Origin of the sequence: Streptomyces sp. SID14436 (assembly GCF_010548465.1) — a bacterium.
In the GTDB taxonomy this organism is placed as follows: domain Bacteria; phylum Actinomycetota; class Actinomycetes; order Streptomycetales; family Streptomycetaceae; genus Streptomyces.
Window position 1 is genome coordinate 1 of sequence record NZ_JAAGMD010000225.1, and the last position, 23,120, is coordinate 23,120.

20 protein-coding genes and 1 pseudogene are annotated in these 23,120 nt (G+C 73.1%); 13 read left to right on the plus strand and 8 right to left on the minus strand.

Annotated elements, in window-relative coordinates; all coding sequences use genetic code 11:
• The 8 genes and pseudogenes from G3I53_RS08020 to G3I53_RS08055 form a co-directional block, all read left to right on the plus strand.
• Positions 1 to 180, plus strand: a pseudogene (locus G3I53_RS08020) (glycosyl transferase); the annotation flags it as partial.
• Positions 177 to 1,586 (plus strand): hypothetical protein, encoded by a 1,410-nt coding sequence (locus G3I53_RS08025; RefSeq protein WP_164438169.1) that lies wholly within the window; start codon positions 177 to 179, stop codon positions 1,584 to 1,586. The pseudogene G3I53_RS08020 and the gene G3I53_RS08025, both read left to right, overlap by 4 nt.
• 29 nt (positions 1,587 to 1,615) lie before the next feature.
• Complete coding sequence (locus G3I53_RS08030; protein WP_164333443.1) at positions 1,616 to 2,353, plus strand: sugar phosphate nucleotidyltransferase; 738 nt, start codon at positions 1,616 to 1,618, stop codon at positions 2,351 to 2,353.
• Entirely contained in the window at positions 2,353 to 3,267 is a 915-nt protein-coding gene (locus G3I53_RS08035) for an NAD(P)-dependent oxidoreductase (protein ID WP_164438170.1), read from the plus strand. The genes G3I53_RS08030 and G3I53_RS08035 overlap by 1 nt, the downstream gene beginning before the upstream one ends.
• Before the next feature lie 13 nt (positions 3,268 to 3,280).
• Positions 3,281 to 4,213, plus strand: coding sequence for an endo alpha-1,4 polygalactosaminidase (locus G3I53_RS08040; RefSeq protein WP_164334102.1), 933 nt, complete (start codon positions 3,281 to 3,283; stop codon positions 4,211 to 4,213).
• 19 nt (positions 4,214 to 4,232) lie between these two features.
• Positions 4,233 to 5,573, plus strand: a complete 1,341-nt coding sequence (locus G3I53_RS08045; RefSeq protein ID WP_164334103.1) for a nucleotide sugar dehydrogenase — start codon at positions 4,233 to 4,235, stop codon at positions 5,571 to 5,573.
• Positions 5,570 to 6,532 (plus strand): NAD-dependent epimerase/dehydratase family protein, encoded by a 963-nt coding sequence (locus tag G3I53_RS08050; protein WP_164334104.1) that lies wholly within the window; start codon positions 5,570 to 5,572, stop codon positions 6,530 to 6,532. Before G3I53_RS08045 ends, G3I53_RS08050 begins: the two co-directional genes overlap by 4 nt.
• 126 nt (positions 6,533 to 6,658) lie before the next feature.
• Positions 6,659 to 8,467 carry a glycoside hydrolase family 15 protein gene (locus G3I53_RS08055; protein ID WP_343240571.1) on the plus strand — a complete coding sequence of 603 codons (1,809 nt, stop codon included), beginning with the start codon at positions 6,659 to 6,661 and terminating at the stop codon, positions 8,465 to 8,467.
• 45 nt (positions 8,468 to 8,512) lie between these two features.
• Here the strand turns inward: G3I53_RS08055 and galE are convergent, their stop codons facing one another.
• From galE to iolC, 7 genes are all read right to left on the minus strand, one after another.
• Positions 8,513 to 9,649: a UDP-glucose 4-epimerase GalE gene (gene galE, locus G3I53_RS08060; RefSeq protein ID WP_164334105.1), complete on the minus strand. Its 1,137-nt coding sequence runs from the start codon at positions 9,647 to 9,649 to the stop codon at positions 8,513 to 8,515.
• A 174-nt stretch (positions 9,650 to 9,823) separates the two neighbouring features.
• Positions 9,824 to 10,609, minus strand: a complete 786-nt coding sequence (locus G3I53_RS08065; RefSeq protein WP_164334106.1) for a GntR family transcriptional regulator — start codon at positions 10,607 to 10,609, stop codon at positions 9,824 to 9,826.
• Positions 10,610 to 10,644: 35 nt separating this feature from the next.
• Positions 10,645 to 12,138 carry a CoA-acylating methylmalonate-semialdehyde dehydrogenase gene (locus G3I53_RS08070; RefSeq protein ID WP_164334107.1) on the minus strand — a complete coding sequence of 498 codons (1,494 nt, stop codon included), beginning with the start codon at positions 12,136 to 12,138 and terminating at the stop codon, positions 10,645 to 10,647.
• A 34-nt stretch (positions 12,139 to 12,172) separates the two neighbouring features.
• Complete coding sequence (iolD, locus tag G3I53_RS08075) at positions 12,173 to 14,044, minus strand: 3D-(3,5/4)-trihydroxycyclohexane-1,2-dione acylhydrolase (decyclizing) (protein WP_164334108.1); 1,872 nt, start codon at positions 14,042 to 14,044, stop codon at positions 12,173 to 12,175.
• Positions 14,041 to 14,934, minus strand: a complete 894-nt coding sequence (iolB, locus tag G3I53_RS08080; protein ID WP_164334109.1) for a 5-deoxy-glucuronate isomerase — start codon at positions 14,932 to 14,934, stop codon at positions 14,041 to 14,043. Before iolB ends, iolD begins: the two co-directional genes overlap by 4 nt.
• Before the next feature lie 14 nt (positions 14,935 to 14,948).
• The gene (locus G3I53_RS08085; RefSeq protein WP_164438171.1) at positions 14,949 to 15,824 is read right to left on the minus strand and encodes a deoxyribose-phosphate aldolase; all 876 of its coding nucleotides are present in this window, start codon (positions 15,822 to 15,824) and stop codon (positions 14,949 to 14,951) included.
• Positions 15,825 to 15,839: 15 nt separating this feature from the next.
• The gene (gene iolC / locus G3I53_RS08090; RefSeq protein ID WP_164438172.1) at positions 15,840 to 16,832 is read right to left on the minus strand and encodes a 5-dehydro-2-deoxygluconokinase; all 993 of its coding nucleotides are present in this window, start codon (positions 16,830 to 16,832) and stop codon (positions 15,840 to 15,842) included.
• Between the two features lie 316 nt (positions 16,833 to 17,148).
• On the opposite strand from iolC, the gene G3I53_RS08095 reads away from it, so the two are divergent.
• From G3I53_RS08095 to G3I53_RS08115, 5 genes are read left to right on the plus strand one after another with little or no spacing between them, the layout of a single operon-like run.
• Positions 17,149 to 18,168: a sugar ABC transporter substrate-binding protein gene (locus G3I53_RS08095; protein ID WP_164337367.1), complete on the plus strand. Its 1,020-nt coding sequence runs from the start codon at positions 17,149 to 17,151 to the stop codon at positions 18,166 to 18,168.
• On the plus strand, positions 18,168 to 19,244 hold the full coding sequence (locus tag G3I53_RS08100) for an ABC transporter permease (RefSeq protein WP_164337366.1): 1,077 nt from the start codon (positions 18,168 to 18,170) through the stop codon (positions 19,242 to 19,244). The genes G3I53_RS08095 and G3I53_RS08100 overlap by 1 nt, the downstream gene beginning before the upstream one ends.
• A 5-nt stretch (positions 19,245 to 19,249) precedes the next feature.
• Positions 19,250 to 20,161 (plus strand): ATP-binding cassette domain-containing protein, encoded by a 912-nt coding sequence (locus G3I53_RS08105; protein ID WP_164337365.1) that lies wholly within the window; start codon positions 19,250 to 19,252, stop codon positions 20,159 to 20,161.
• Position 20,162: 1 nt separating this feature from the next.
• Complete coding sequence (locus G3I53_RS08110) at positions 20,163 to 21,065, plus strand: sugar phosphate isomerase/epimerase (RefSeq protein WP_164337364.1); 903 nt, start codon at positions 20,163 to 20,165, stop codon at positions 21,063 to 21,065.
• Between the two features lie 23 nt (positions 21,066 to 21,088).
• Positions 21,089 to 22,108, plus strand: a complete 1,020-nt coding sequence (locus tag G3I53_RS08115; protein WP_164337363.1) for a Gfo/Idh/MocA family oxidoreductase — start codon at positions 21,089 to 21,091, stop codon at positions 22,106 to 22,108.
• 64 nt (positions 22,109 to 22,172) lie between these two features.
• On the opposite strand, the gene G3I53_RS08120 is transcribed toward G3I53_RS08115, so the two are convergent.
• On the minus strand, positions 22,173 to 23,120 hold a 948-nt coding region (locus G3I53_RS08120), incomplete at its 5' end, for a Gfo/Idh/MocA family oxidoreductase (protein ID WP_164438173.1).

Sequence of the window (23,120 nt, forward strand, 5' to 3'; positions counted from 1 at the left end):
CTGCTGCGCGACGCCGGGCTGCGCCGCCGCCTCGGCGACGCCGCGCGGGCCCGGGTCCTGGAGAGGTTCACCCTGGCCCAGTGGAACGACGGCTACCGCGCGCTCTACGACGACCTGGTGCCGCGGGCACCGGCGCCCGTCCGCGGCGCCGCGGGGCTGGAGAGGGTGACGGCACCATGAACCCTGGCGACCGGGCCCGCCCGCCGCGCGGAGGCGACACGGTGGCGGACCTGCTGACCACCCTGGAACCCGACCTGCCGGCCGCCGCGGACGAACTGCAGATCGCCACCCTCCTCGAACGCCGCGGCCTGACCGACGAGGAGGCCACGGCCCGCTACGGCCGGGACGTTTTCGCCCTGTCCCGCGAGCTGTTCCGGCGCCTGCCGCCCCGCCCCGTCCAGGAGCCGCCGCCCGGGACCACGACCCCCCGCTCCCGCGCGGCGCGTCTGCTGTCCCACGGCCCGCTCTACGCCGTGCCCAGCCTGGTGTACCCGGCGGTCCTCGTCGCGCTCGGCGGTCCCGCCCTGGTCCGCGGCATGCTGCTCGCCACCTCCCTGGGCTGGGTCTGGGGCATGGGCACCAGCGTGGCCGCCTACCGGCTGCTCGGACAGGGCCGGCCGCGGGCCGCCGCACGGCTGTGGCGGCGGCTGACCCTGCTGGGACTGGGCGTGGCGGTCGCGGACGCCGCCCTGCTCGCCACCACCGGCGACGGCGGAGCGGGCCTGGTCGCCTTCGTCGTGGCCCAGGTGGGCTACCAACTCGCCTCCGGAACCATGCTGTTCTACGGGCTGGAGTGGCGCCTCGCCCTGATCGCCCTGCCCGCCGCCGGCCTGGGCGTGACCTACATCCTGCTCGGGTTCGACCCGAACCGGGCCGCCCCCGCTCTGCTCGCCGGAGCCGTCACGAGCGCGCTGGCCCTCGGCGCCGCCTGGTGGGCCACCCGCGCGCGGGGCGGGACCGCCCGCCCGAACCGGCCGGACACGGTGCGGCCCACGCTCATCGGCACCCTGCCGTGCGTCGTGTACGCGATGCTGTCCGCGCTCTTCCTGATGTTCAACAGCGCCCGCTTCATCACGGCGCCGCTGGACCTCGCGATCACGGTCGCACCCCTGGTGCTCGGCATGGGCGTCCTGGAATGGCGCTCGCACCGCTTCCACGACCAGGCCGTCACCCTGCTGCGGCGGACCTCGGCGACCGCCGAATTCCGCCGCCGCGCCTGGCTGCTGCTGCTGCGTGAACTGGGCGTGAGCATGCTGGTCCTGGCCGTCCTCGGGGCGCTCCTGCTGGGCGTGCTCGCCGCGGCCGGGGTCCTCACCCCGAGGGCGGTGCTGCTGCTCGGCGCGTACCTGCTGCTCGGCGGCGCCTACTTCGCCGGCTACATCCTGGTCAACCACGGCGAGTTCCGCTGGATCCTCACCGTCGTCGGCGTGGTGGCCGTGCTCGACATCGCCGCCACGCTCTCCCTCTCGTCCCGCTTCGCACCGTACGGAGAGGTCCCCGTGTTCCTGGCGGGCTGCCTCACCCTGCTCGTGCTGTTCCTGACAGCGCTGCGGCAGAACATCGGACGGGTCGCCCCCTACCGGTGACCCGACGCCCCCGCAAAGGAGTCGAAGTCATGCACGTCGCCATACTCGCCGGAGGACGCGGTGTCCGGCTGCGGCCCTACACCACGGCCCTGCCCAAACCGCTGATGCCCATCGGCGGGGAGTACGCCATCATCGACATCATCCTCCAGCAGCTCGCCGCCCAGGGCTTCACCCGGGTGACCCTCGCCGTGGGCCACCTCAGCTCCCTGGTCAAGGCCTTCGTCGGGGACGGATCCCGCTGGGGCCTCACGGTCGACTACGCCGAGGAGGACCGGCCGCTGTCCACCATCGGCCCCCTGTTCAACTTCCTGGACCGGCTGCCCGAGCACTTCCTCGTGATGAACGGCGACGTGCTCACCGACCTCGACTACGCCGCCCTGCTGCGCGCCCACCAGGCGTCGGGCGCGCCCCTGACCATCGCCGGACACCGGCGCGAGGTCAAGATCGAGTTCGGCACCCTGGAGACGGTCGGCGGCCGGCTCGTCGCCTTCACGGAGAAGCCCACCCTGTCCTACGGCGTCAGCATGGGCGTGTACGCCGTGTCCGGCCGGACGCTCGCGCGCTACCCGAAGAACACCCCCCTGGGCTTCGACCAGCTCGTGCTGGACCTGCTGGCCCGGGACGAGAAGCCGATGGTCTACGACTTCGACGGCTACTGGATGGACATCGGCAGCCCGGAGGACTACGAGCGCGCCAACCTCGCCTTCCCGGGCATGCGGTCCACGCTGCTGCCCGCCGTCCGGGACACCCGGAAGGTGGTCGCCTGATGACCGCCACCGTGGTGTTGTTCGGCGCGTCGGGATTCCTCGGCAGGCCGGTCGCCGGCCTCCTGGAGCGGGACGACCGCGTCGGCACCCTCGTGCGGGTCGGCCGCCGGCACCGGACGGACGGCGCCCGCCACGAGCGGCACGACCTCGTCCTGGACGGCACCGACGCCCTGGGGCGGCTGCTGCACCGGGCCGGACCCGACGTGGTGGTCAACTGCGCGGGCCGCCTGTCCGGTGGACCGGTCGCCCTGGTGGAGGCCAACGTCCTGGTCACCGCGCGGCTGGTGGAGGCCATGCGGGTGGCGGCCCCCGCCGCCCGGCTCGTGGTGCTCGGCTCGGCCGCCGAGTACGGGGCGGTCACCCCCGGCGTCCCCGTCCGCGAGGACGCGCCGGCCGCCCCGCTGAGCGCGTACGGGGTGACCCGGCTGGCGAGCACCCGGCTGGTCGAACTCAGCGCTACGGAGGGCGCCCTGGACGCGGTGGCGCTGCGGGTGTTCAACCCGGTCGGCCCCGGACTGCCGCCCGAGAACCTGCTCGGCCGTGCCGCCCAGTCCCTGCGCGAGGCGTCCCGCACCGGCGCGGACCACATCACGCTCGGACCGCTCGACGCCCACCGGGACTTCGTCGACGTCCGGGACGTGGCCGCGGCGATCGTCGCGGCGGCCCTCGCCGACCGGGTGCCGCAGCCGGTGCTCAACGTCGGCAGCGGCGAGGCCGTCCCGGTGCGCGACGCGGTCGCGCTGCTCGCCCGCACCGCCGGGTTCACCGGCCGGATCGCCGAGACCGCCCGGGCGCCGTCCCGGTCCCGCGACGTCCCCTGGATCGCCGCGGACGTGGACCGGATCCGCGCCGCCCTCGACTGGAAACCCGAGCACGGCCTCGCCGACTCGGTCCGCGCCGGCTGGGAGGGCTGAGGGTGCCGTGAGGATGCCGTGGAGGACAGCGCTCCTGGCCTGCTGCCTCGCCGTACTCGCCGGATGCGTCACCCCCGGCGGGCAGGGGAGGAACACCCCCGCACCGGTCGGCGCGTCCGCCGGCGACGACGCCGAGGACATCACCGGCGCGGTGGTCCAGCTGCAGGGCTACCGGGACGGCGGGCTGGACGAACTGGCCGACGGGACACACCGGCTGGCCGTCGTCGACCTGGCGCGGGACGCGGCCGCGTCCTACTTCTCCGCGGACGAGATCGGACGGCTGAAGCGGTCCGGCAGGAAAGTGCTCGCCTACTTCGAGATCGGGTCCCTGGAATGGTTCCGGCCGGACTACCCGGCGCTGCGGGACCGGCATCCCGACCTGTTCCTCGACGAGTGGACGGAGTGGCCCGGCGAGTACTTCGTGAAGTACTGGCAGGAACGGTGGTGGCAGGAGGCGGTCCGGCCGCGCGTGGACCGGGCGCTCGCCGCCGGCTTCGACGGGGTCTACCTGGACTCCGTGGTCGCCTACGAGGAGATCGCCCCGGAGCGGGTGCCGGGCCTGAGCACGGAGGAACTCGGCGCGCGCATGGTCGCCCTGATCCGCCGGATCAGCGCCTACGCCAAGCGCGTCGACCCCGGCTTCTGGGTCTTCCCGCAGAACGCGCCCGAACTGCGGCGCCACCCCGGCTACCTGGCGGCCGTCGACGGCATCGGCATGGAGGAGCTGTTCTACCGGGCCACCGACCTGCCCTGCGACCTCGACTACTGCGCCCCCAACCTGGCCGGGGCACGCGCCCTGCGCCGGGCGGGCAAGGTCGTCGTCGCCATCGACTACGCCGTCAGGCCGGAGAACATCGCCGACGCGTGCCGCCGCTACCGGGAGGAGGGCTTCGCCGGCTACGTGACTGTGCGTGACCTGGACGTGGTGTCCCCGCCATGTCCCTGACCGACAGGAGAAGCACACCATGACGCACCAGACGCACGCATTCCACCGGATCGGCGTGATCGGCATGGGCTACGTCGGCCTCACCCTGACCGCCGCCCTGGCCCGCAAGGGCTTCGAGGTCCACGGGGTCGACGTGCAGCCGGCCGTCCTCGAGTCCCTGGGGAGGGGCCGGCCCCACGTCCACGAGCCCGGTGTCGACGAGACGTTCGCCGAGCACATCGGCGGCAGGATCCACATCGGCTCCGAACTGCCCGACGAACCGGTGGACGCCGCCATCCTGTGCGTGTCGACCCCGGTCGACGAGGAGACCCACGAGCCCTACCTCAAGAACCTGGCCGCGGCGACCGAGCACGTCGCCGAGCGCTGCACGCCTCGGACCCTGGTGGTCGTCCGCAGCACCGTGCCGGTCGGCACCACCCGTGAGGTGGTCCTGCCGCGGCTGCTGGACGCCTGGGGCCGGGCCCGCCTGGTCATGGCGCCCGAACGGACCATCCAGGGACGGGCGCTGACGGAACTGACCGGTCTGCCCCAGGTCGTGGGCGGCCTCGACGAGGACAGCCTGAGGAGCGGACGCGACCTCTTCGGCGGACTCGCCGACCAGGCCCTGCCCGTGTCCAGCCTGGAGGCGGCCGAGCTGGTCAAGCTCACCAACAACTGCCACACCGACGTCATCTACGCCTTCGGCAACGAACTCGCCATGCTCAGCGAACGGTTCGGACTGGACCCGCTCGAGGTGATCCGGGCGACCAACCTGGACTATCCGCGCCCGGACATCGCCAGGCCCGGGTACGTGGGCGGCGGCTGCCTGTCCAAGGACCCGTACATCATGGCGTTCGCCGGTGAACGCGCCGGCTACCGGCCGGGACTGATCGGCGCGGCGCGGAAACTGAACGAGGACCTGCCGGTCCACGTGGCGGCCCGCGTGGCCGACGCCCTGCGGGAGACCGGCGGCACCACCCTGTACGTGCTCGGCTGGGCCTACAAGGGCTGGCCGCCCACCGACGACATGCGGGGCACCCCGATCGCCGCCATGATGCCGGTCTTCGACGCGGCCGGACTGCGGGTGCTGGGCCACGACCCGCTGGTGGGGGCGGAGGTGATCCGGGCCCACGGCGGCGAACCCGTGGACGACGTCCTTGCGGGCTTCCGCGAGGCCGACGCCGTGCTCGTCGTCACCGACCACCCCGACTACCGCGCCCTCGACATGACCCGCGCGCTGGAGGGCTCCCGCACCCGCCTGGTGTTCGACTCCTGGCGGATCCTCGACCGGGCCGGCATCACCGCCCGGGGCGTGCGCTACGAAGGACTCGGCTACACATCGGCGGCCCCCGCCGCCCCGGTCCCGGTGGTGACGGCATGAAGACACTCATCCTGGGCGGCGCGGGCTTCATCGGCCTCCACCTCGCCCGCAACCTGCTGGCCGACGGCCACCGCGTGACCATCGTGGACGACTTCTCCCGCGGCCGCGACGACCCGGCCCTCGCGTCCGTCGACGCCGAGGTCCTGCACGCCGACCTCACCCGGCCGGACGGCTTCGGTGACCTCCCGCACGGCTGGGACCAGGTGTACCTGCTCGCCGCCGTCGTCGGCGTCCGCAACGTCGAACGCGACCCGGCACGCGTGGTCCGCGTCAACAGCCTCGTCGTGCTGAACACCCTGGACTGGATCCGGCCCGGCGAACGCCTCTTCTTCGCCTCGACCAGCGAGGTGTACGCGGGCGGCGTCAGCGCCGGCACGGTGCCGGTGCCGACCTCCGAGAACGTGCCGCTGACCGTGCGGGACGTCACCGCGCCGCGCTTCGCCTACGGGGTGAGCAAGATGCTCGGCGAGGCCGCCGTCGTGCACACCGCCCGCGCCCGCGGCCTCCCCTGCGTCATCGGACGCTTCCACAACGTCTACGGGCCCCGCATGGGCGAGTCCCACGTCATCCCGGAAGTGGCCCTGCGGGCGCTGCGCGGCGAGGACCCGTTCCGGGTGTACGGCGCCGAACAGTCCCGGGCCTTCTGCCACGTCGACGACGCCGTGGACGCGATCCGCCGGCTGATGGTGCCCGGGGTCGCCGAAGGCCGGATCGTCCACATCGGCAACGACGGCGAGGAGACCAACATCGGCGACCTCACCAAGCTGGTGCTGCGCGTCGTCGGCCACGACCCCGAGATCACCTACGCGCCGGCCCCCGCGGGCTCGGTGGCCCGCCGCTGCCCCGACCTGCGCCTGCTGCGGTCCCTCACCGGCTACGAACCCGCCGTCTCTCTGGAGGACGGGGTCCGGCACACCGTCGCCTGGTACGCCGGCGAGCGCACCGCGGCACCCGGGTGAGCCCCGCACCGCGCCCGACCGCACACGCCCACGAGAAGGGGGCGAGGACCATGGAACCGCACCCGCCACCCGGGCCGGGCGGCCCGCTGGGACGACCGCGGCACGGCGCACCAGGGCGTGATCCCCGTGACGACGCCGCGCATTGAGGACTACGCGCTGATCAGCGACCTGGAGACGGCCGCGATGGTGAGCCGTCACGGCTCGATCGACTGGCTCTGCCTGCCCCGCTTCGACTCCCCGGCCTGCCTGGCCGCGCTGCTGGGCACGCCGGAACACGGCTTCTGGCGCGTGGCGCCCGTCGGCCGCGGCGCCTGCAACCGGCGCGCCTACCGGCCGGACACGCTGGTGCTGGACTCGGTCTGGGAGAGCGAGCAAGGGGCCGTGCGGGTCACCGACTTCATGCCGCCGCGGACCCAGTGGCCCTGCGTCGTCCGTGTGATCGAGGGCCTGTCCGGCGCGGTCCCCATGCGCAGTGAACTGCGCCTGCGGTTCCACCACGGACGCGTCGTGCCGTGGATCCGCGGCGTCGGCGCCTGCACCGTCGCGGTCGCCGGCCCGGACGCCGTCTGGCTCGACGTCGACGAGCCCGCGCCGGTGAGCGACCGGGAGGACGCCACCGTCGTGGACTTCACCGTCCGGGCCGGCCGCCGTCTCGCCCTGACGCTGGTCTGGTCGCCCTCGCACCGGGCCGCCCCGCCCGAGCCGCTGTCCGTCCCGGCGGAGACCGCGCTCAAGCAGACCGCCGACTTCTGGCGGAACTGGGCCGCCCAGTGCCGCTACCGGGGGCCCTGGCGGGAGGCCGTGGTGCGGTCACTGATCACCCTCAAGGCGCTCACCTACGCGCCCACCGGCGGCATCGTCGCGGCGCCCACCACCTCCCTGCCCGAGCGCATCGGCGGCACCGGCAACTGGGACCACCGCTACTGCTGGCTGCGCGACTCCAGCCTCACCCTGTCCTGCCTGCTGCGCAGCGGCTACCGCGGCGAGGCCGCCGCCTGGCTGGGCTGGCTGGTGCGGGCCGTCGCGGGTGACCCGGCCGACCTGCAGACGGTGTACGGCGTCCAGGGGCAGCGGCTGCTGCCGGAGACCGAGGCGCCCTGGCTGCCCGGCTACGAGGGCTCGCGGCCGGTGCGGTTCGGCAACTCCGCGACCGGCCAGTTCCAGCTCGACGTGTACGGCGAGGTGGTCGACGCGCTGTGGCTGTCGCTGCGCGCGGGGATCGCCATACCGGCCCACGTGTGGGAGCTGGTGGAGATCCTCATGGGCTTCCTCCAGCGGCACTGGCAGGAACCCGACCAGGGACTGTGGCAGGTGCGGGGCGGGCGGCGGCAGTTCGTGCACTCCAAGGTGATGGCGTGGCTGGCCGCCGACCGCGCCCTGCGCATGGGCGTGCTGCTCGGCCGCAACGGATCCTCCGGCGGCTGGCGGGCCATGCGCCGGGAGGTGCACCGGGAGGTGTGCCGGGAGGGCTGGGACCCCGTCCGGCGGTCCTTCGTGCAGTCCTACGGTTCGTCCGCCCTGGACGCCTCGGCCCTGCTCATCCCGCGGCTCGGGTTCCTGCCGCCCGGGGACGAACGGGTGCGCGGCACGGTGCGCGCCATGGAGCGGCTCCGGCACGGCGGGTTCGTCCGCCGCTACACCCCCGACGGCGACGGCGACGACGCGGAGGGCGCGTTCGTCTCCTGTTCCCTGTGGTACGCCGACGCCCTCGCCGCCACCGGCCGGACGGGGGAGGCCCGGGAGGCGTTCGAGCGGGTCCTCGGCATCCGCAACGACGTGGGGCTCCTCGCCGAGCAGTGGGATCCCGGCACCGGCCGCCAACTCGGCAACGCGCCGCAGGCGTTCAGCCACCTCGCGCTGGTGAAGACGGCCTTCGCCCTGTCGCCCGCCCCGCACCCGGCACCCCGGACGGGCCCGGCGCCGGGCCGGCCCTGACCGGGCGGTCCGTGCGGGACCGCGTCCCGCACGGACAGGCGCGGGCTACGCGCCCGCTTCCGGGCCGGGCACCGCGTCCCGGTAACCGTGCGGGTTGAGGCGCTGGAAGTGCCAGGTGTCCCGGCACACGTCCGTCAGGTCCCGGGCGGGCCGCCAGCCCCAGGCGCGGGTCAGCGCGGTCGGGTCGGCCACGATCTCGGGCACCGCGCCCGGCTCGGCGGGCAGCACCTCGTACGGCACCGGCCGGCCGGTCTCCGCGGTGAACGCGGAGATCACGTCGCGCACCGAACTCCCCTCACCGCGGCCCAGGTTGTACACCGTCATGCCCGGACCGTCGGCGAGGTGGTCGAGCGCCACCCGGTGCGCCTCGACGGCGTCCATGACGTGGAGGTAGTCCCGGACGGGGGTGCCGTCGGGAGTGGGGTGGGTGTCGCCCCGGATCTCCAGGCGGGGGCGCCGCCCGTCGGCCACCAGCGCCATCTGTGCCAGCAGCGACTCGGGCGCGTTGCGCTGGTCCTCGCCGAGCAGGCCGCTGGGATGGGCGCCGGCCGGGGTGGAGCAGCGCAGCGCCACCACGGTGCACTGGGGGCAGTGCCGGCAGACGTCCTCCAGGATGCGCTCGCAGACCCATTTCGACATCGCGTACGGGGTGACCGGGCGCGGCGGGGTCCGCTCGTCCAGCGGGCCGCGGCCGGCGTCGCCGTAGACGGCGGCGGAGGAGTGGTAGACGAGGTGGTGCACCCCGTGCTCGTGCATGGTGCGCAGCAGGGCGGTGGTGCCGCCGACGTTGGTGTCGTAGTAGCCGACGGGCATCCGGGTGGACCGCACCTCGGACTTGTGCGCGGCGAAGTGCACGACGGCGTCCACGGAGTGCCGTGCGAAGACGGCGGACAGGGCGCTCCGGTCGCGGATGTCCAGCTGGTAGACCGCGCCGACGAAGCGGCCCGCGACGCGCTCCACCCGGGGGAAGACCTGGGGCGTGCTGTTGGAGTGGTCGTCGACGACGATCACCTCGTAGCCGTGGTCCAGGAGGTCGGTGCAGGTCAGGCTGCCGACGAAGCCGGCCCCGCCGGTGACCAGGACGGTCGCCGCGGAATAGGGACGGGCCTCGGTGCGCGCGCCGCGCCGGCGCCGACGGGCAGGCCGGAACGTCCGGGGGGACTGCGGCTCGTTGCGCGCCATGAGCGGTTCCCTAGCGTGGCCGACACCGGATGTTTACGGTGTATATATACGATACTGGTGCACGGCTGCCGGTGAGTCAAGGCAGCACCGGACGGCCCCGCGCACGGCACCGAGCCCCGTGCCGGCCCCCGGGGGAGGGGGCCGGCACGGGGCTCGGTGCCATGGTCCTGCGGGCTAGGACCTGACCAGCAGCTGGAAGTCGAAGGCGTACCGCGAGGCGCGGTAGATGTGGGTGCCGAACTCGACCGCGCGGCCGGTGTCGTCGTAGGCCGTGCGCTGCATGGTGAGCAGGGCGGCGCCGGGCTGCTCGTCCAGCCGGCCGGCCTCCTGCGCGGTGGCCGAGCGCGCGCCCACGGTCTGCCGGGCGCTGTGCAGGGTGATACCGGCCGCCCGCATCATGCGGTACAGGCCGGTCTGCTCCAGCCGGTCGGTGTCCAGGTCGAGCAGGCCGGACGGCAGGAAGTTGCTCAGCAGCGCGACCGGCTGGCCGTGGGTGCTGCGCAGCCGCTCCAGGTGGACCACCTCGGCGCCCTCCGCCAGACCCAGCGCGGCGGCCACCTCCGCCGACGCGGGAACCGTCTCGTTGCTGACGACCCGGGTGGCCGGACTCTGCCCGGCCGCCTCCAGGTCGTCGTAGAGACTGCTCAGCTCCAGGGGGCGCTTGACCTGGCTGTGCACCACCTGGGTGCCCACCCCGCGCCGCCGGACCAGCAGCCCCTTGTCGACGAGGGACTGGATGGCCTGGCGGACGGTGGGGCGGGACAGGCCGAGGCGGACCGAGAGGTCGACCTCGTTGCCCAGCAGGTTGCCCGGGGCGAGCACGCCCCGCTCGATGGCCGCCTCCAACTGCTGGGCGAGCTGGTGGTACAGCGGCACCGGACTGCCCCGGTCCAGGGCGAAGTCGACTGAGCTGAGCGCGGAGCCGCTCTCGGCGCGTGTGGGGTCGCCGGTCTTCGCCATGGGGCGAACCTTCCTGGTGGGGCGCGGACGGGTGGTCAGGAGTTGCTGGGGAAACCGAGGTTGATGCCGGAGTCCGACGGGTCGGGCCAGCGGGTGGTGACGACCTTGCCGCGGGTGTAGAAGGCGATGCCGTCGTTGCCGTAGATGTGCAGGTCGCCGAAGAGGGAGTCCTTCCAGCCGCCGAAGGAGTGGTAGCCGACGGGGACCGGGATCGGCACGTTCACGCCGACCATGCCGGCCTTGACCTCCAGCTGGAAGCGGCGGGCGGCGCCGCCGTCCCGGGTGAAGATCGCGGTGCCGTTGCCCCAGCGGGAGGAGTTGATCAGCTCGACGGCCTCCTCGTAGGTCTCCGCCCGGACCACGCACAGCACCGGGCCGAAGATCTCGTCCCGGTAGGCGTCCGCCGTCACCGGCACCCGGTCCAGCAGGGAGACGCCGAGGAAGAAGCCGTCCTCGTGGCCCTCGACCGTGAGGTCCGTGCCGTCGACCACGACCTCGGCGCCCTGCGCGGCGGCGCCCGCCACGTAGGAGGCCACCTTGTCCCGGTGCTCACGGGTGATCAGCGGGCCCATCTCGGACGCCGGGTCGTCGCCGGGGCCCACGCGCAGCTTCCTGGCCCGCTCGGCGATCCGGCCGACCAGGTCGTCGCCGATGCCGCCCACCGCGACGACCACGGACACCGCCATGCAGCGTTCGCCGGCCGAGCCGTAGGCGGCGTTGATCGCCTGGTCGGCGGCCAGGTCCAGGTCGGCGTCGGGGAGCACCAGCATGTGGTTCTTGGCGCCGCCGAGGGCCTGCACGCGCTTGCCGTGCTCGACGGCCCTGAGCTGGATGTGCCGGGCGATGGGCGTGGAGCCGACGAAGGACACCGCCTCGACGTCGGGGTGCTCCAGGAGCCGGTCGACGGCCTCGCGGTCGCCCTGCACCACGTTCAGCACGCCGTCGGGCAGGCCCGCCTCGGCGGCCAGTTCGGCCAGCCGCAGCGACGCCGACGGGTCCTTCTCGGACGGCTTCAGCACGAAGGTGTTGCCGCAGGCGATGGCCAGCGGGAACATCCACATCGGCACCATGGCCGGGAAGTTGAACGGGGTGATGCCGGCCACCACGCCCAGCGGCTGGCGGATCGAGGCGACGTCGACCCGGGTGGAGACCTGGGTGGACAGCTCGCCCTTCAGCTGCACGCTGATGCCGCAGGCCAGCTCGACGATCTCCATGCCCCGGGCGACCTCGCCGAGGGCGTCGGAGTGCACCTTGCCGTGCTCGGCGGTGATCAGCTCGGCGATCTCGTCGCGGTGCGCGTCGAGCAGCTCGCGGTACTTGAACAGGATCGCCGTGCGCCGGGCCAGCGAGGAGGCGCCCCAGGTGGTGAAGGCGTCCTTGGCGGCGGCGACGGCGGCGTCGACCTCGTCGGCGGTCGCGAACGCGACCTGCTTCTCCTGGACGCCCGTGGCCGGGTTCCAGACGGGGCCGAAACGGCCGGAGGTGCCCTCGACGGGCTTGCCGCCGATGAAATGGCTGATGGTCTTCATGTGCTGCGACGGACCTTTCGGGAGACGGGGGGTACTACAGGTGGCGGCGGCGGACGGCGACCTCGCGCTCGTACTGCTCGCGGGCCCGGACGGCCGCCTCGCGGCCGGCCACCTCGGCCACCGGCACGTCCCACCACGCCTCGGCGGGGGGAGCGGTGGGCGACGGGTCGGTCTCGACGTACACGCACGTCGGGCGGTCCGAGGCGCGGGCCTCGGTGAGCGCGGCCCGCAGTTCGCCCACCGTCTTGGCCCGCAGCACCTCCATGCCGAGGCTGGCCGCGTTGGCCGCCAGGTCGACGGGCAGCGGGGGACCGGTGAAGGTGCCGTCGGCGGCCCGGTGGCGGTAGGCGGTGCCGTAGCGTTCGCCGCCGACCGACTCCGACAGGCCGCCGATGGACGCGTAGCCGTGGTTCTGGATCAGCACGACGTTGACCGGCAGGCGTTCCTGGACGGCGGTGACGATCTCCGTGGGCATCATCAGGTAGGTGCCGTCGCCGACCAGCGCCCACACCGGCGTGCCGGGCGCCGCCTGCTGCACGCCCAGGGCGGCCGGGATCTCGTAGCCCATGCAGGAGTAGCCGTACTCCAGGTGGTACTGGCGGGGGCTCCGCGCGCGCCACAGCTTGTGCAGGTCGCCGGGGAGCGATCCGGCCGCGTTGATCACCACGTCCTCGTCGCCCACCACCGCGTCCAGCGCGCCCAGCACCTGCGTCTGGGTGGGCACGGCGCTGTCGTCGTCCGCCCGGTAGGCGTCGGCGACGATCCCGTCCCAGCGCTCCTTGCCGGCCCGGTACTCGGCGGCGTAGTCCTCGCCCACCCGGTGCCCGGCCAGCGCGGTGGTGAGCTGCTCCAGGCCGGTGCGGGCGTCGCAGACCAGGGTGCGCGCGGCCATCTTGTGGGCGTCGAAACCGGTGACGTTGAGGTTGAGGAAGCGCACGTCCGGGTTCTGGAAGAGGGTGCCGGAGGCGGTGGTGAAGTCGGTGTAGCGGGTGCCCACACCGATCACCAGGTCGGCGGTGCGGGCCAGGTCGTTGCTGACCGCGGTGCCGGTGTGGCCGATGCCGCCGAGGTCGGCGGGGTCGTCGTGGCGCAGGGAGCCCTTGCCGGCCTGGGTGGAGGCGACGGGGATCCCGGTCGCGTCCGTGAACGCCTTCAGCGCCTCCTCGGCCTCGCTGTGGTGGACGCCGCCGCCCGCGACGACCAGCGGGCGGCGCGCGGAACGGACCGCCTCGGCCGCCGCGGCCAGCTCGACCGGGTCCGGCGCGGTGCGCCGGACGTACCAGACGCGGTCGGCGAAGAACTCCTCCGGCCAGTCGTACGCCTCCGCCTGCACGTCCTGGGGGAGGGCCAGGGTGACCGCGCCGGTCTCGGCGGGGTCGGCGAGCACCCGCATCGCCTGGAGCGCGGACGGGATCAGGGCCTCGGGGCGGGTGATCCGGTCGAAGAAGCGGGACACCGGGCGCAGGGTGTCGTTGACGGACACGTCGGGGCCGGCCGGGTGCTCCAGCTGCTGCAGCAGCGGGTCGGCGGCCCGGCCGGCGAAGTAGTCGCCGGGCAGCAGCAGGACCGGCAGCCGGTTGATGGTGGCCAGCGCGGCGCCGGTCACCAGGTTGGTCGCGCCGGGGCCGATGGACGTGGTGACCGCCTGCGCGGAGAGCCGGTTGAGCTGGCGGGCGTGGCCGACGGCCGCGTGCACCATCGACTGTTCGTTGCGGCCCTGGTGGTAGGGCATGACGTCGGCGTACTCGACGAGGGCCTGCCCGATGCCCGCCACGTTGCCGTGGCCGAAGATGCCCCACGTCCCGGCGACGAGCCGGCGGCGCACGCCGTCCCGCTCGGTGTACTGGGCGGACAGGAACCGCACCAGGGCCTGTGCGGTCGTCAGTCGGCGGGTGGCGGCGCTCATGCGGACCTCTCCGGGGCGGTGTAGAGGGGCAGACGGGGGTCGACGGGCTGGTCCGGCCAGGTGTCGCGGATCCAGGCGTGGTCGGGGTGGTCGCAGATCAGCCAGGCGCGCTCGTCCTCGGGCCCGGCCATCACGTTGAGGTAGTACATGTGGTGGCCGGGCACCGCCATGGACGGCCCGTGCCAGCCGTCCGGGATGAGCACGACGTCGCCGTCGCGCACCTCGGCCAGCACGTCCGTGTCCCGGCCCGGCCCGGACGGCGAGACCCGCTGGTAGCCGAGGCCCGGGGTGCCGTCGTGGGCGGCGAACTCGAAGTAGTAGATCTCCTCCAGCACGGACTCCTGGCCGGGCCGGTGCTCGTCGTGCTTGTGCGGCGGGAAGGACGACCAGTTGCCGCCCGGGGTGAGCACCTCGACGGCGATCAGCTTGTCGCACTCGAAGACCCCGGCCGCGCCGAAGTTGTTGACCTGGCGGGAGCAGTTGCCGGTGCCCCGCAGCTCCACGGGCACGTCGGAGGCGGGCCCGTAGCGGGCGGGCAGCCGGCGGGTGCAGCGGGCGCCGGTGAGCGCGAACCGTCCGCCGCCGGCGCTGGTGATCCCCGCCCGGGCGTCGCGCGGGACGTAGGCGAAGTCGGTGACACCGTCGAACACGCTGGTGCGGCCGGTGAGTTCGAAGGTCTCGTGGCCGAAGTCGTCGTCGGCGGTGACCGTGCAGCTGCCGCTCAGCGGCAGGACGATCCACTCGCTGTCGCCGGTGTCGAAGGTGTGGCTGCCGCCGGGCGGCAGTTCCAGCACGCGCAGACTGGAGTATCCCCAGCCGGCGCTCTCCGGGCTGACGTCGACCAGGTGGGGGCCGGCCGAGGCGCGGCCCGCGGGGAGGTGATGCGTCATGGCAGCCTTTCGTCTCACAACAGGCCGACGGCGGTGTCCACCGCCGACTCCACGGTGCCGGAGGCCGGGTACAGCAGCGAGCGGCCGACGACCATCCCCTGCACCGAGGGCAGCCGCAGGGCCTTGCCCCACCGCTCGTAGGCCGCGTCCTGGTCGCCGACCTCGCCGCCGAGCAGGACGACGGGCAGGGTGGAGGTCTGCAGGACCTCGGCCATGTCGTCGGCGTCGTCGGTGACCGGCAGCTTCAGCCAGGTGTAGGCGGAGGTGCCGCCGAGGCCGGAGGCGATGGCGACGGACCGGGTGACCGCCTCGGCGGAGAGGTCGTTGCGCACCCGGCCGTCGACGCGGCGGGATATGAACGGCTCGACGAACACCGGCAGCCGGCGCTCGGCCATCGCGTCGATGGCCCGGGCCGTGGACTCCAGGGTGGTCAGCGAGCCCGGGTCGTCGTAGTCGACGCGGACCAGCAGCTTGCCCGCGTCGAAGCCCAGGCGCTCGATGTCCTCGGGCCGGTGGCCGGTGAAGCGGTCGTCCATCTCGAACGCGGCGCCGGCCAGGCCGCCGCGGTTCATCGAGCCCATGACCACCTTGTTCTCCAGGGCCCCGAGCAGGAGCAGGTCCTCCAGGATGTCGGCGGTGGCCAGCACCCCGTCGACGCCGGGCCGGGACAGGGCCACGCACAGACGTTCCAGGAGGTCGGCCCGGTTGGCCATGGCCAGGGGCCGGCCGCCGACACCGAGCGCGCCCCGGGCGGGGTGGTCGGCGGCCACGATCATGAGCCGTCCGCTGTCGCCGACGAGCGGGCGGCGGGCCCGGCGCGCGGCCGCCTCCGCGACGGCCTCGGGGTGACGGGCCCGGACCGCGGTGAGGTCGGGGATGCTGAGATTCAAGACAGGGGCTCCGTTTCAGGGCTGGCTCGGCCGGCCGGCCGCGGTCGGCGACCCGGTCCGGGCGAGGAGGTCCGCGACCTCCGGTGCGGTCGGCATGGCGGACGAACAGGCGAGGCGCGAGGCGACCAGCGCGCCGGCGGCGTTGGCGTGCCGCATGGTCTTCTCCAGGTCCCAGCCGGCCAGCAGCCCGTGGCAGAGCGAACCGCCGAAGGCGTCGCCCGCGCCGAGCCCGTTGACCACCTCGACCGGCACCGGCGGCACCTCGGCCCGGGTGCCGTCGCGGTGCACCGCGAGCACGCCCTCGGGGCCCTGCTTGACCACGGCCAGCTCCACGCCGGCCGCCAGCAGCGCCTCGGCGCAGGCGTTGGGTTCGCGCTCGCCGGTGGCGACCTCGCACTCGTCGAGGTTGCCGACCGCGACCGTGGTGTGCCGCAGCGCCTCGCGGTAGTACGGGCGGGCCTCGTCCGGGTCCCGCCAGAACATCGGGCGCCAGTCCAGGTCGAAGACGGTGGGCCCGGACTTGGCCCGCGCCTCCAGGGCGGCGAGCGTGGCCGAGCGGCTGGGCTCCTCGCTGAGACCGGTGCCGGTGACCCAGAAGATGCCGGCCGCGCGCACCGCCGCCAGGTCCAGCTCCTCGGCGTGGATCTCCAGGTCGGGGGCCTTGGGGCGGCGGTAGAAGTACAGCGGGAAGTCGTCCGGCGGGAAGATCTCGCAGAACGTCACCGGTGTCGGGTACGCGGCGACGGGGGTGACCCAGCGGTCGTCGACGCCGAAGTCCTTCAGCGCCTCGTGCAGGTAGGTGCCGAAGGGGTCGTCGCCGGTGCGGCTGACGAGCGCGGTGGAGCGGCCCAGCCGGGCGGCGGCGACCGCGACGTTGGCGGCCGAGCCGCCCAGGAACTTCCCGAACGTCTCCACCTTCGGCAGCGGCACTCCGGTCTTCAGGGGGTAGAGGTCGACCCCGATGCGGCCCATCGTGATCAGGTCGAAATACTGTGGTGAGACGGTCATTGAGCGACGCTCCTCGAGCTGCTGGGGATGCGGGTCCCAAGGCGCCCTGCCACGGTGGGGTCGTGGTTTCCGGGGGCCTGCCGCCTCTCAGGTGTAGGTCGCGGAGGGCGGCGGTGTCAAGGGTTTGTACTTACATTCGGACTAGCTCGTGAAATGATGTCTTAACAAAGTATTGACAGCAGGCGCGACTCGGGATTTGATCCGGTCCCAGCACACCAGCCGTTCCCACGGCTCAGACCCGGACTCCCGAGGCTCCGGGCCGGATCCTCGGACTCCCGCCCTTTCCCCCGTGTAGCACAGTGAGGTGCAGGCAAAGATGGACCGCTCTTCGCACACCCGCTCCCGCAGAATCGCCCCGTTCGTCGCGGTGGCCGCGGCAGCCGCCCTGACCCTCGCCGGCTGCTCCAGCGGCTCCGGCGGCAAGAAGTCCGAGGACGGCGGCGCCGACGCCTCGGCGGGCAAGGCCTCCACGCCTCGCATGACCGTCGCCCTCGTCACCCACCAGGCCCCCGGCGACACCTTCTGGGACATCGTCCGCAAGGGCGCCGAGGCGGCGGCGGCCAAGGACAACATCAAGCTGGTCTACTCCGCCGACCCGAACGCGGGCAACCAGGCCAACCTGGTGCAGAACGCGATCGACCAGAAGGTCGACGGCATCGCCGTCACCCTCGCCAAGCCCGACGCGCTCAAGGGTGTCATCGACAAGGCCAACGCGGCCGGCATCCCCGTCGTCGGGCTCAACTCCGGGCTCAGCGACTGGAAGGACCTCGGCCTGCTGGAGTTCTTCGGCCAGGACGAGTCCGTCGCCGGTGAGGCCTTCGGTAAGAAGCTCAACGAGGTCGGCGCCAAGAACGCCGTCTGCGTCATCCAGGAACAGGGCAACGTCGGGCTCACCCAGCGGTGCGCCGGCCTGGAGAAGACCTTCGAGGGCAAGACCCAGGTCCTGAACGTCAACGGCACCGACATGCCGTCGGTGAAGTCGACGATCACCGCCAAGCTGAAGCAGGACTCCTCGATCGACTACGTCGCCACCCTCGGCGCCCCCTTCGCCGCGACCGCGGTGCAGTCGGTCGCCGACGCCGGCAGCAAGGCGAAGGTCGCCACCTTCGACCTCAACAAGGACCTGACCAAGGCCATCAAGGCCGGCGACATCGAGTTCGCCGTCGACCAGCAGCCCTACCTCCAGGGCTACCTCGCGGTGGACGGCCTGTGGCTGTACAAGAACAACGGCAACTACAGCGGCGGCGGCGAGCAGCCGGTGCTCACCGGCCCGGCCTTCGTCGACGAGTCCAACGTCGACGTCATCGACGGCTTCGCCGCGAAGGGCACCCGGTGATGAGCATGGCGCAGCAGGCTGAGCCGGCGGTGACCCCACCGCCGGCCCCCGGCCCCAAGGAGAGCGACGGACGTACCGTGCGGCGCCCGCTGGCGCTGCGCCTCCTGGCCCGTCCCGAGGTGGGCGTCTTCCTCGGGGCCCTGGCCATCCTGATCTTCTTCCTGGCCATGGCGCCGACATTGCGTCAGGGCAGTTCGATGTCGACGGTCCTCTACCAGTCGTCCACCATCGGGATCATGGCGCTGCCCGTGGCGCTGCTGATGATCGGCGGCGAGTTCGACCTCTCCGCAGGCGTCGCCGTCGTCACCTCGGCGCTCACCGCGAGCATGCTCAGCTACCAGCTGACCATGAACGTCTGGGTCGGTGTGATCGTCGCCCTCGTGGTGTCCCTGGCGGTCGGCATGTTCAACGGCTGGATGCTGGTCAAGACCGGACTGCCCAGCTTCCTGATCACCCTGGGCACCTTCCTGATGCTCCAGGGACTCAACCTCGCGGTGACCAAACTCGTCACCACCAACGTCGCCACCGACGACATCAGCGACATGGACGGCTTCGACCAGGCCAAGGCCCTGTTCGCGTCCTCCTTCGAGGTCGGCGGTGTCCAGGTCAAGATCACGGTGGTGTGGTGGCTGGTCTTCGCCGCGCTCGCCACCTGGGTCCTGCTGCGCACCAAGTACGGCAACTGGATCTTCGCCGTCGGAGGCAACAAGGAGAGCGCCCGCGCGGTGGGCGTCCCCGTCACCTTCACCAAGATCTCGCTGTTCATGCTGGTCGGCTTCGGCGCCTGGTTCGTCGGCATGCACAACCTGTTCTCCTTCAACACCGTGCAGTCCGGCGAGGGCGTGGGCCAGGAGCTCATCTACATCGCCGCGGCGGTCATCGGCGGCTGTCTGATGACCGGCGGCTCCGGCTCCGCCATCGGCCCGGTGTTCGGCGCCTTCATGTTCGGCATGGTGCAGCAGGGCATCGTCTTCGCCGGGTGGAACCCCGACTGGTTCAAGGCCTTCCTCGGCGTGATGCTCCTCGGCGCCGTCCTCATCAATCTGTACGTCCAGCGCACGGCGACCCGGAGGTGACCGCAATGACCGACAAGACCACCGGCACCCACGGTGCCGCCCTGAAGGACACCCCGCCCGCCGGCGACCACCCCCTGGTGGAGCTTCGCGGGGCCGGCAAGTCCTACGGCAACATCCGTGCCCTGCACGGCGTCGACCTCAGCGTCCACCCCGGCAAGGTGACCTGCGTCCTCGGCGACAACGGCGCCGGCAAGTCCACCCTCATCAAGATCATCTCCGGACTGCACCAGCACACCGAGGGCGAGTTCCTCGTCGACGGCGAGCCGGTGCGCTTCTCCACCCCCCGCGAGGCCCTCGACCGCGGCATCGCCACCGTCTACCAGGACCTCGCGGTGGTCCCGCTGATGCCGGTCTGGCGGAACTTCTTCCTCGGCTCCGAGATGACCAAGGGCCCCTGGCCCGTGCGCCGCCTCGACATCGAGCGGATGAAGAAGACCGCGGACGAGGAACTGCGCAACATGGGCATCGTCCTGGACGACCTGGAGCAGCCCATCGGCACGCTCTCCGGCGGACAGCGGCAGTGCGTCGCCATCGCCCGGGCGGTCTACTTCGGCGCCCGCGTCCTCATCCTGGACGAGCCCACCGCCGCCCTCGGCGTCAAGCAGTCCGGCGTCGTCCTGAAGTACATCGCCATGGCCCGCGACCGCGGCCTCGGCGTCATCTTCATCACCCACAACCCGCACCACGCCTACATGGTGGGCGACCACTTCAACGTGCTGCGTCTGGGCACGCTGGAACTCTCCGCGTCCCGCGGCGAGGTCGGCCTGGAGGAACTCACCAACCACATGGCGGGCGGCGCCGAACTGGCCGCCCTCAAGCACGAGCTGGCGCAGGTCCGCGGCGTCGACACCGAGGAACTGCCCGGGGACGGCGCCGTCCCGTCCCCCGCCGCCGCAACACCGGAAGGAAAGTCCTGACATGGCAGTCGCGCTCGACCGCATCCGGGTCGGTTCCGCCCCCGACTCCTGGGGCGTGTGGTTCCCCGACGACCCGCAGCAGGTGCCCTGGCAGCGCTTCCTCGACGAGGTCGCCGAGGCCGGCTACTCCTGGATCGAACTCGGCCCCTACGGCTACCTCCCCACCGACCCCGCCCGCCTCAACGACGAGGTGCAGCGCCGCGGCCTGAAGGTCTCCGCCGGCACCATCTTCTGCGGGCTGCACCGCGGGCCGTCCGAGTGGGACGCCACCTGGGAGCAGGTCAGCCGGGTGGCCGCCCTCACCCGCGACATGGGTGCCGAGCACCTCGTCGTCATCCCCTCCTTCTGGCGCGACGACAAGACCGCCGAGATCCTGGAGGCCCCCGAACTCACCACCGAGCAGTGGCGCCACCTGAGCACCGGCATGGAACGCCTGGGCCGCGAGGTCCGCGACACCTACGGCCTCGACATCGTGGTCCACCCGCACGCCGACACCCACATCGACACCGAGGAGCACGTCGAGCGCTTCCTCGACTCCACCGACTCCGACGTGGTCAACCTCTGCCTCGACACCGGCCACTACGCCTACTGCGGCGGCGACAGCGTCAAGCTGATCGAGACCTACGGCGAACGCATCGGCTACCTGCACCTCAAGCAGGTCGACCCGGACATCCTCGCCGACGTCGTCAAGAACGAGATCCCCTTCGGGCCGGCCGTGCAGCGCGGCGTCATGTGCGAACCGCCCGGCGGCGTGCCCGAGCTGGAGCCCGTCCTGGTGGCCGCGCAGAAGCTGGGCGTGGACCTGTTCGCCATCGTCGAGCAGGACATGTACCCCTGCGAACCGGACAAGCCGCTCCCGATCGCCGTCCGCACCCGCAAGTTCCTCCGCTCCTGCGGCGCCTGACGACCGACAGGGAGACGAGAGCCATGAACCGGCGCGAACCCCTGGGCATCGCCGTCATCGGGACCGGCCGCATGGGCGCCGACCACGTACGCCGGATCGACCGGACGATCGGCGGCGCCCGGGTCGCCGCCGTGGCCGACGTGGACGCGGAGCGCGCCGCGGCCGTCGCGGCGGACATCGAGGGCTGCACCGCCCACACCGACCCGGCCGCCGCGATGGCCGCCCCCGGCGTCGACGCCGTGCTGATCGCCTCACCGGGACCGGCCCACGAGGCCGCCCTCCTCGCCGCGTTCGAGCACGACCTGCCCGTCCTGTGCGAGAAGCCGCTCACCCCCGACGCGGCCTCCGCGCTGCGCGTGATGGAAGCCGAACAGGCCCTCGGCCACCGCCGGGTCCAGGTCGGCTTCATGCGCCGCTACGACGCGGAGTACGTCCGCCTGAAGTCCCTGCTGGACACGGGGCAGCTCGGCCGCCCCCTGATGCTGCACAACCGGCATCGCAACGTGGCCAGCCCGCCCTACTTCACCAGCTCCCTGCTCATCAGCGACTCCGTGGCCCACGAGGTCGACGCCACCCGCTGGCTGCTCGGCCACGAGATCACCGCGGTGACCGTGCTGCGGCCCGCCGCGTCGGCCGGCGCCCCGGAGGGACTGCGCGACCCGCAGTTCGTGGTGCTGGAGACCGACGGCGGCGCCCTCTCCGACGTGGAGATCTTCGTCAACTGCGGCTTCGGCTACCAGGTGCAGGCCGAGGTGGTCTGCGAACGCGGCACCGCCCGCATCGGCGACGGCCACTCCCTGGTGACCAACATGGCCGGCCGCTGGGGCGGCACCATCACCCAGGACTGGAGCGAACGCTTCGCCCAGGCGTACGACGACGAGGTCCGGGCCTGGGTCGACTCCACCCGGCGCGGCGAGGTCACCGGCCCCAGCGTCTGGGACGGTTACGCGGCGGCCGCGGTCTGCGAGGCCGGCGTGCGGGCCCTGGAGAACGGCGGCCGGGTCGAGGTCGACCTGGTGGACCGGCCGGCCCTGTACCGGTGACGCACGACATGTGGGGCGGCCCCCTCCGAGGGAGCCGCCCCACACGTCGTCGCCGTCCGGCCGGTCAGTGCCCGGGCGCGGTGCGCGGCCGTACGGGCAGACCGGCGGCGCGGTAGCAGGCGTCGACGAGCGTCATCGTCGCCAGGGCGTCGTCCGCGTCCAGCGGCAGCCGGTCGCCCCGGCGCACCGCCCCGGCGAACGCCTCCAGCTGGTACGCGTACGACGACCGTGTCCCCAGGCGCTCCGTCCGGGACTCCGCGCCGGTGCGGACCACGACCCGGTCGTCCAGGTGCGGCAGGACGAAGTTCGCCGCCCGCGCCTCCCCCCGGGTGCCGACGACCCGCAGGCTCATCTCCAGCCCGCCGTACGCCATGTGGCAGCGGACCGTGCCGGTGGCGCCGCCGGGGTACTCCAGGTCGGCGTCCAGCCACTCGTCCACGCCCGGCGCGCCCGCCCGTTCACCGGCCCGGGCCGACACCGGGAGGGGAGCGCCGCCCGCCCACGGGGCGAGCCCGCGCAGCGCGTGCAGGCCGTAGCAGCCCAGGTCCATCAGAGCGCCCCCGGCCAGGGACAGCGACCAGCGCGGGTCACCGGCGTCCGGCGCGGGGATCGCCACCAGGGCCTCCGCGTGGCGCAGCGTGCCGAGTGCGCCGGACGCCAGCAGCTCGTGCAGCCGCCGGGTGACCGGGTGGAAGAGGTAGTGGAACCCCTCCATGAACACCGTCCCCGCCCGCGTGGCCGCCTCCCGCACCTCCCGTGCCTCCGCGGCGTTGCTCGCCGACGGCTTCTCCGTCAGCACGTGCTTGCCGGCGGCGAGCGCGGCCAGGTTGTACGGGCCGTGCAGGCCGTTGGCGAGGGGGTTGTAGACCACCTCGACCTCCGGGTCGGCCAGCAGCTCCGCGTAGGAGCCGAGCACCCGTTCCACGCCGTGCGCGGCGGCGAACGCCTCCGCGCGGCCGCGGTCGCGGGCGGCCACCGCCACGAGACGGTGGCCGCCCGCGCGGGCCGGGCC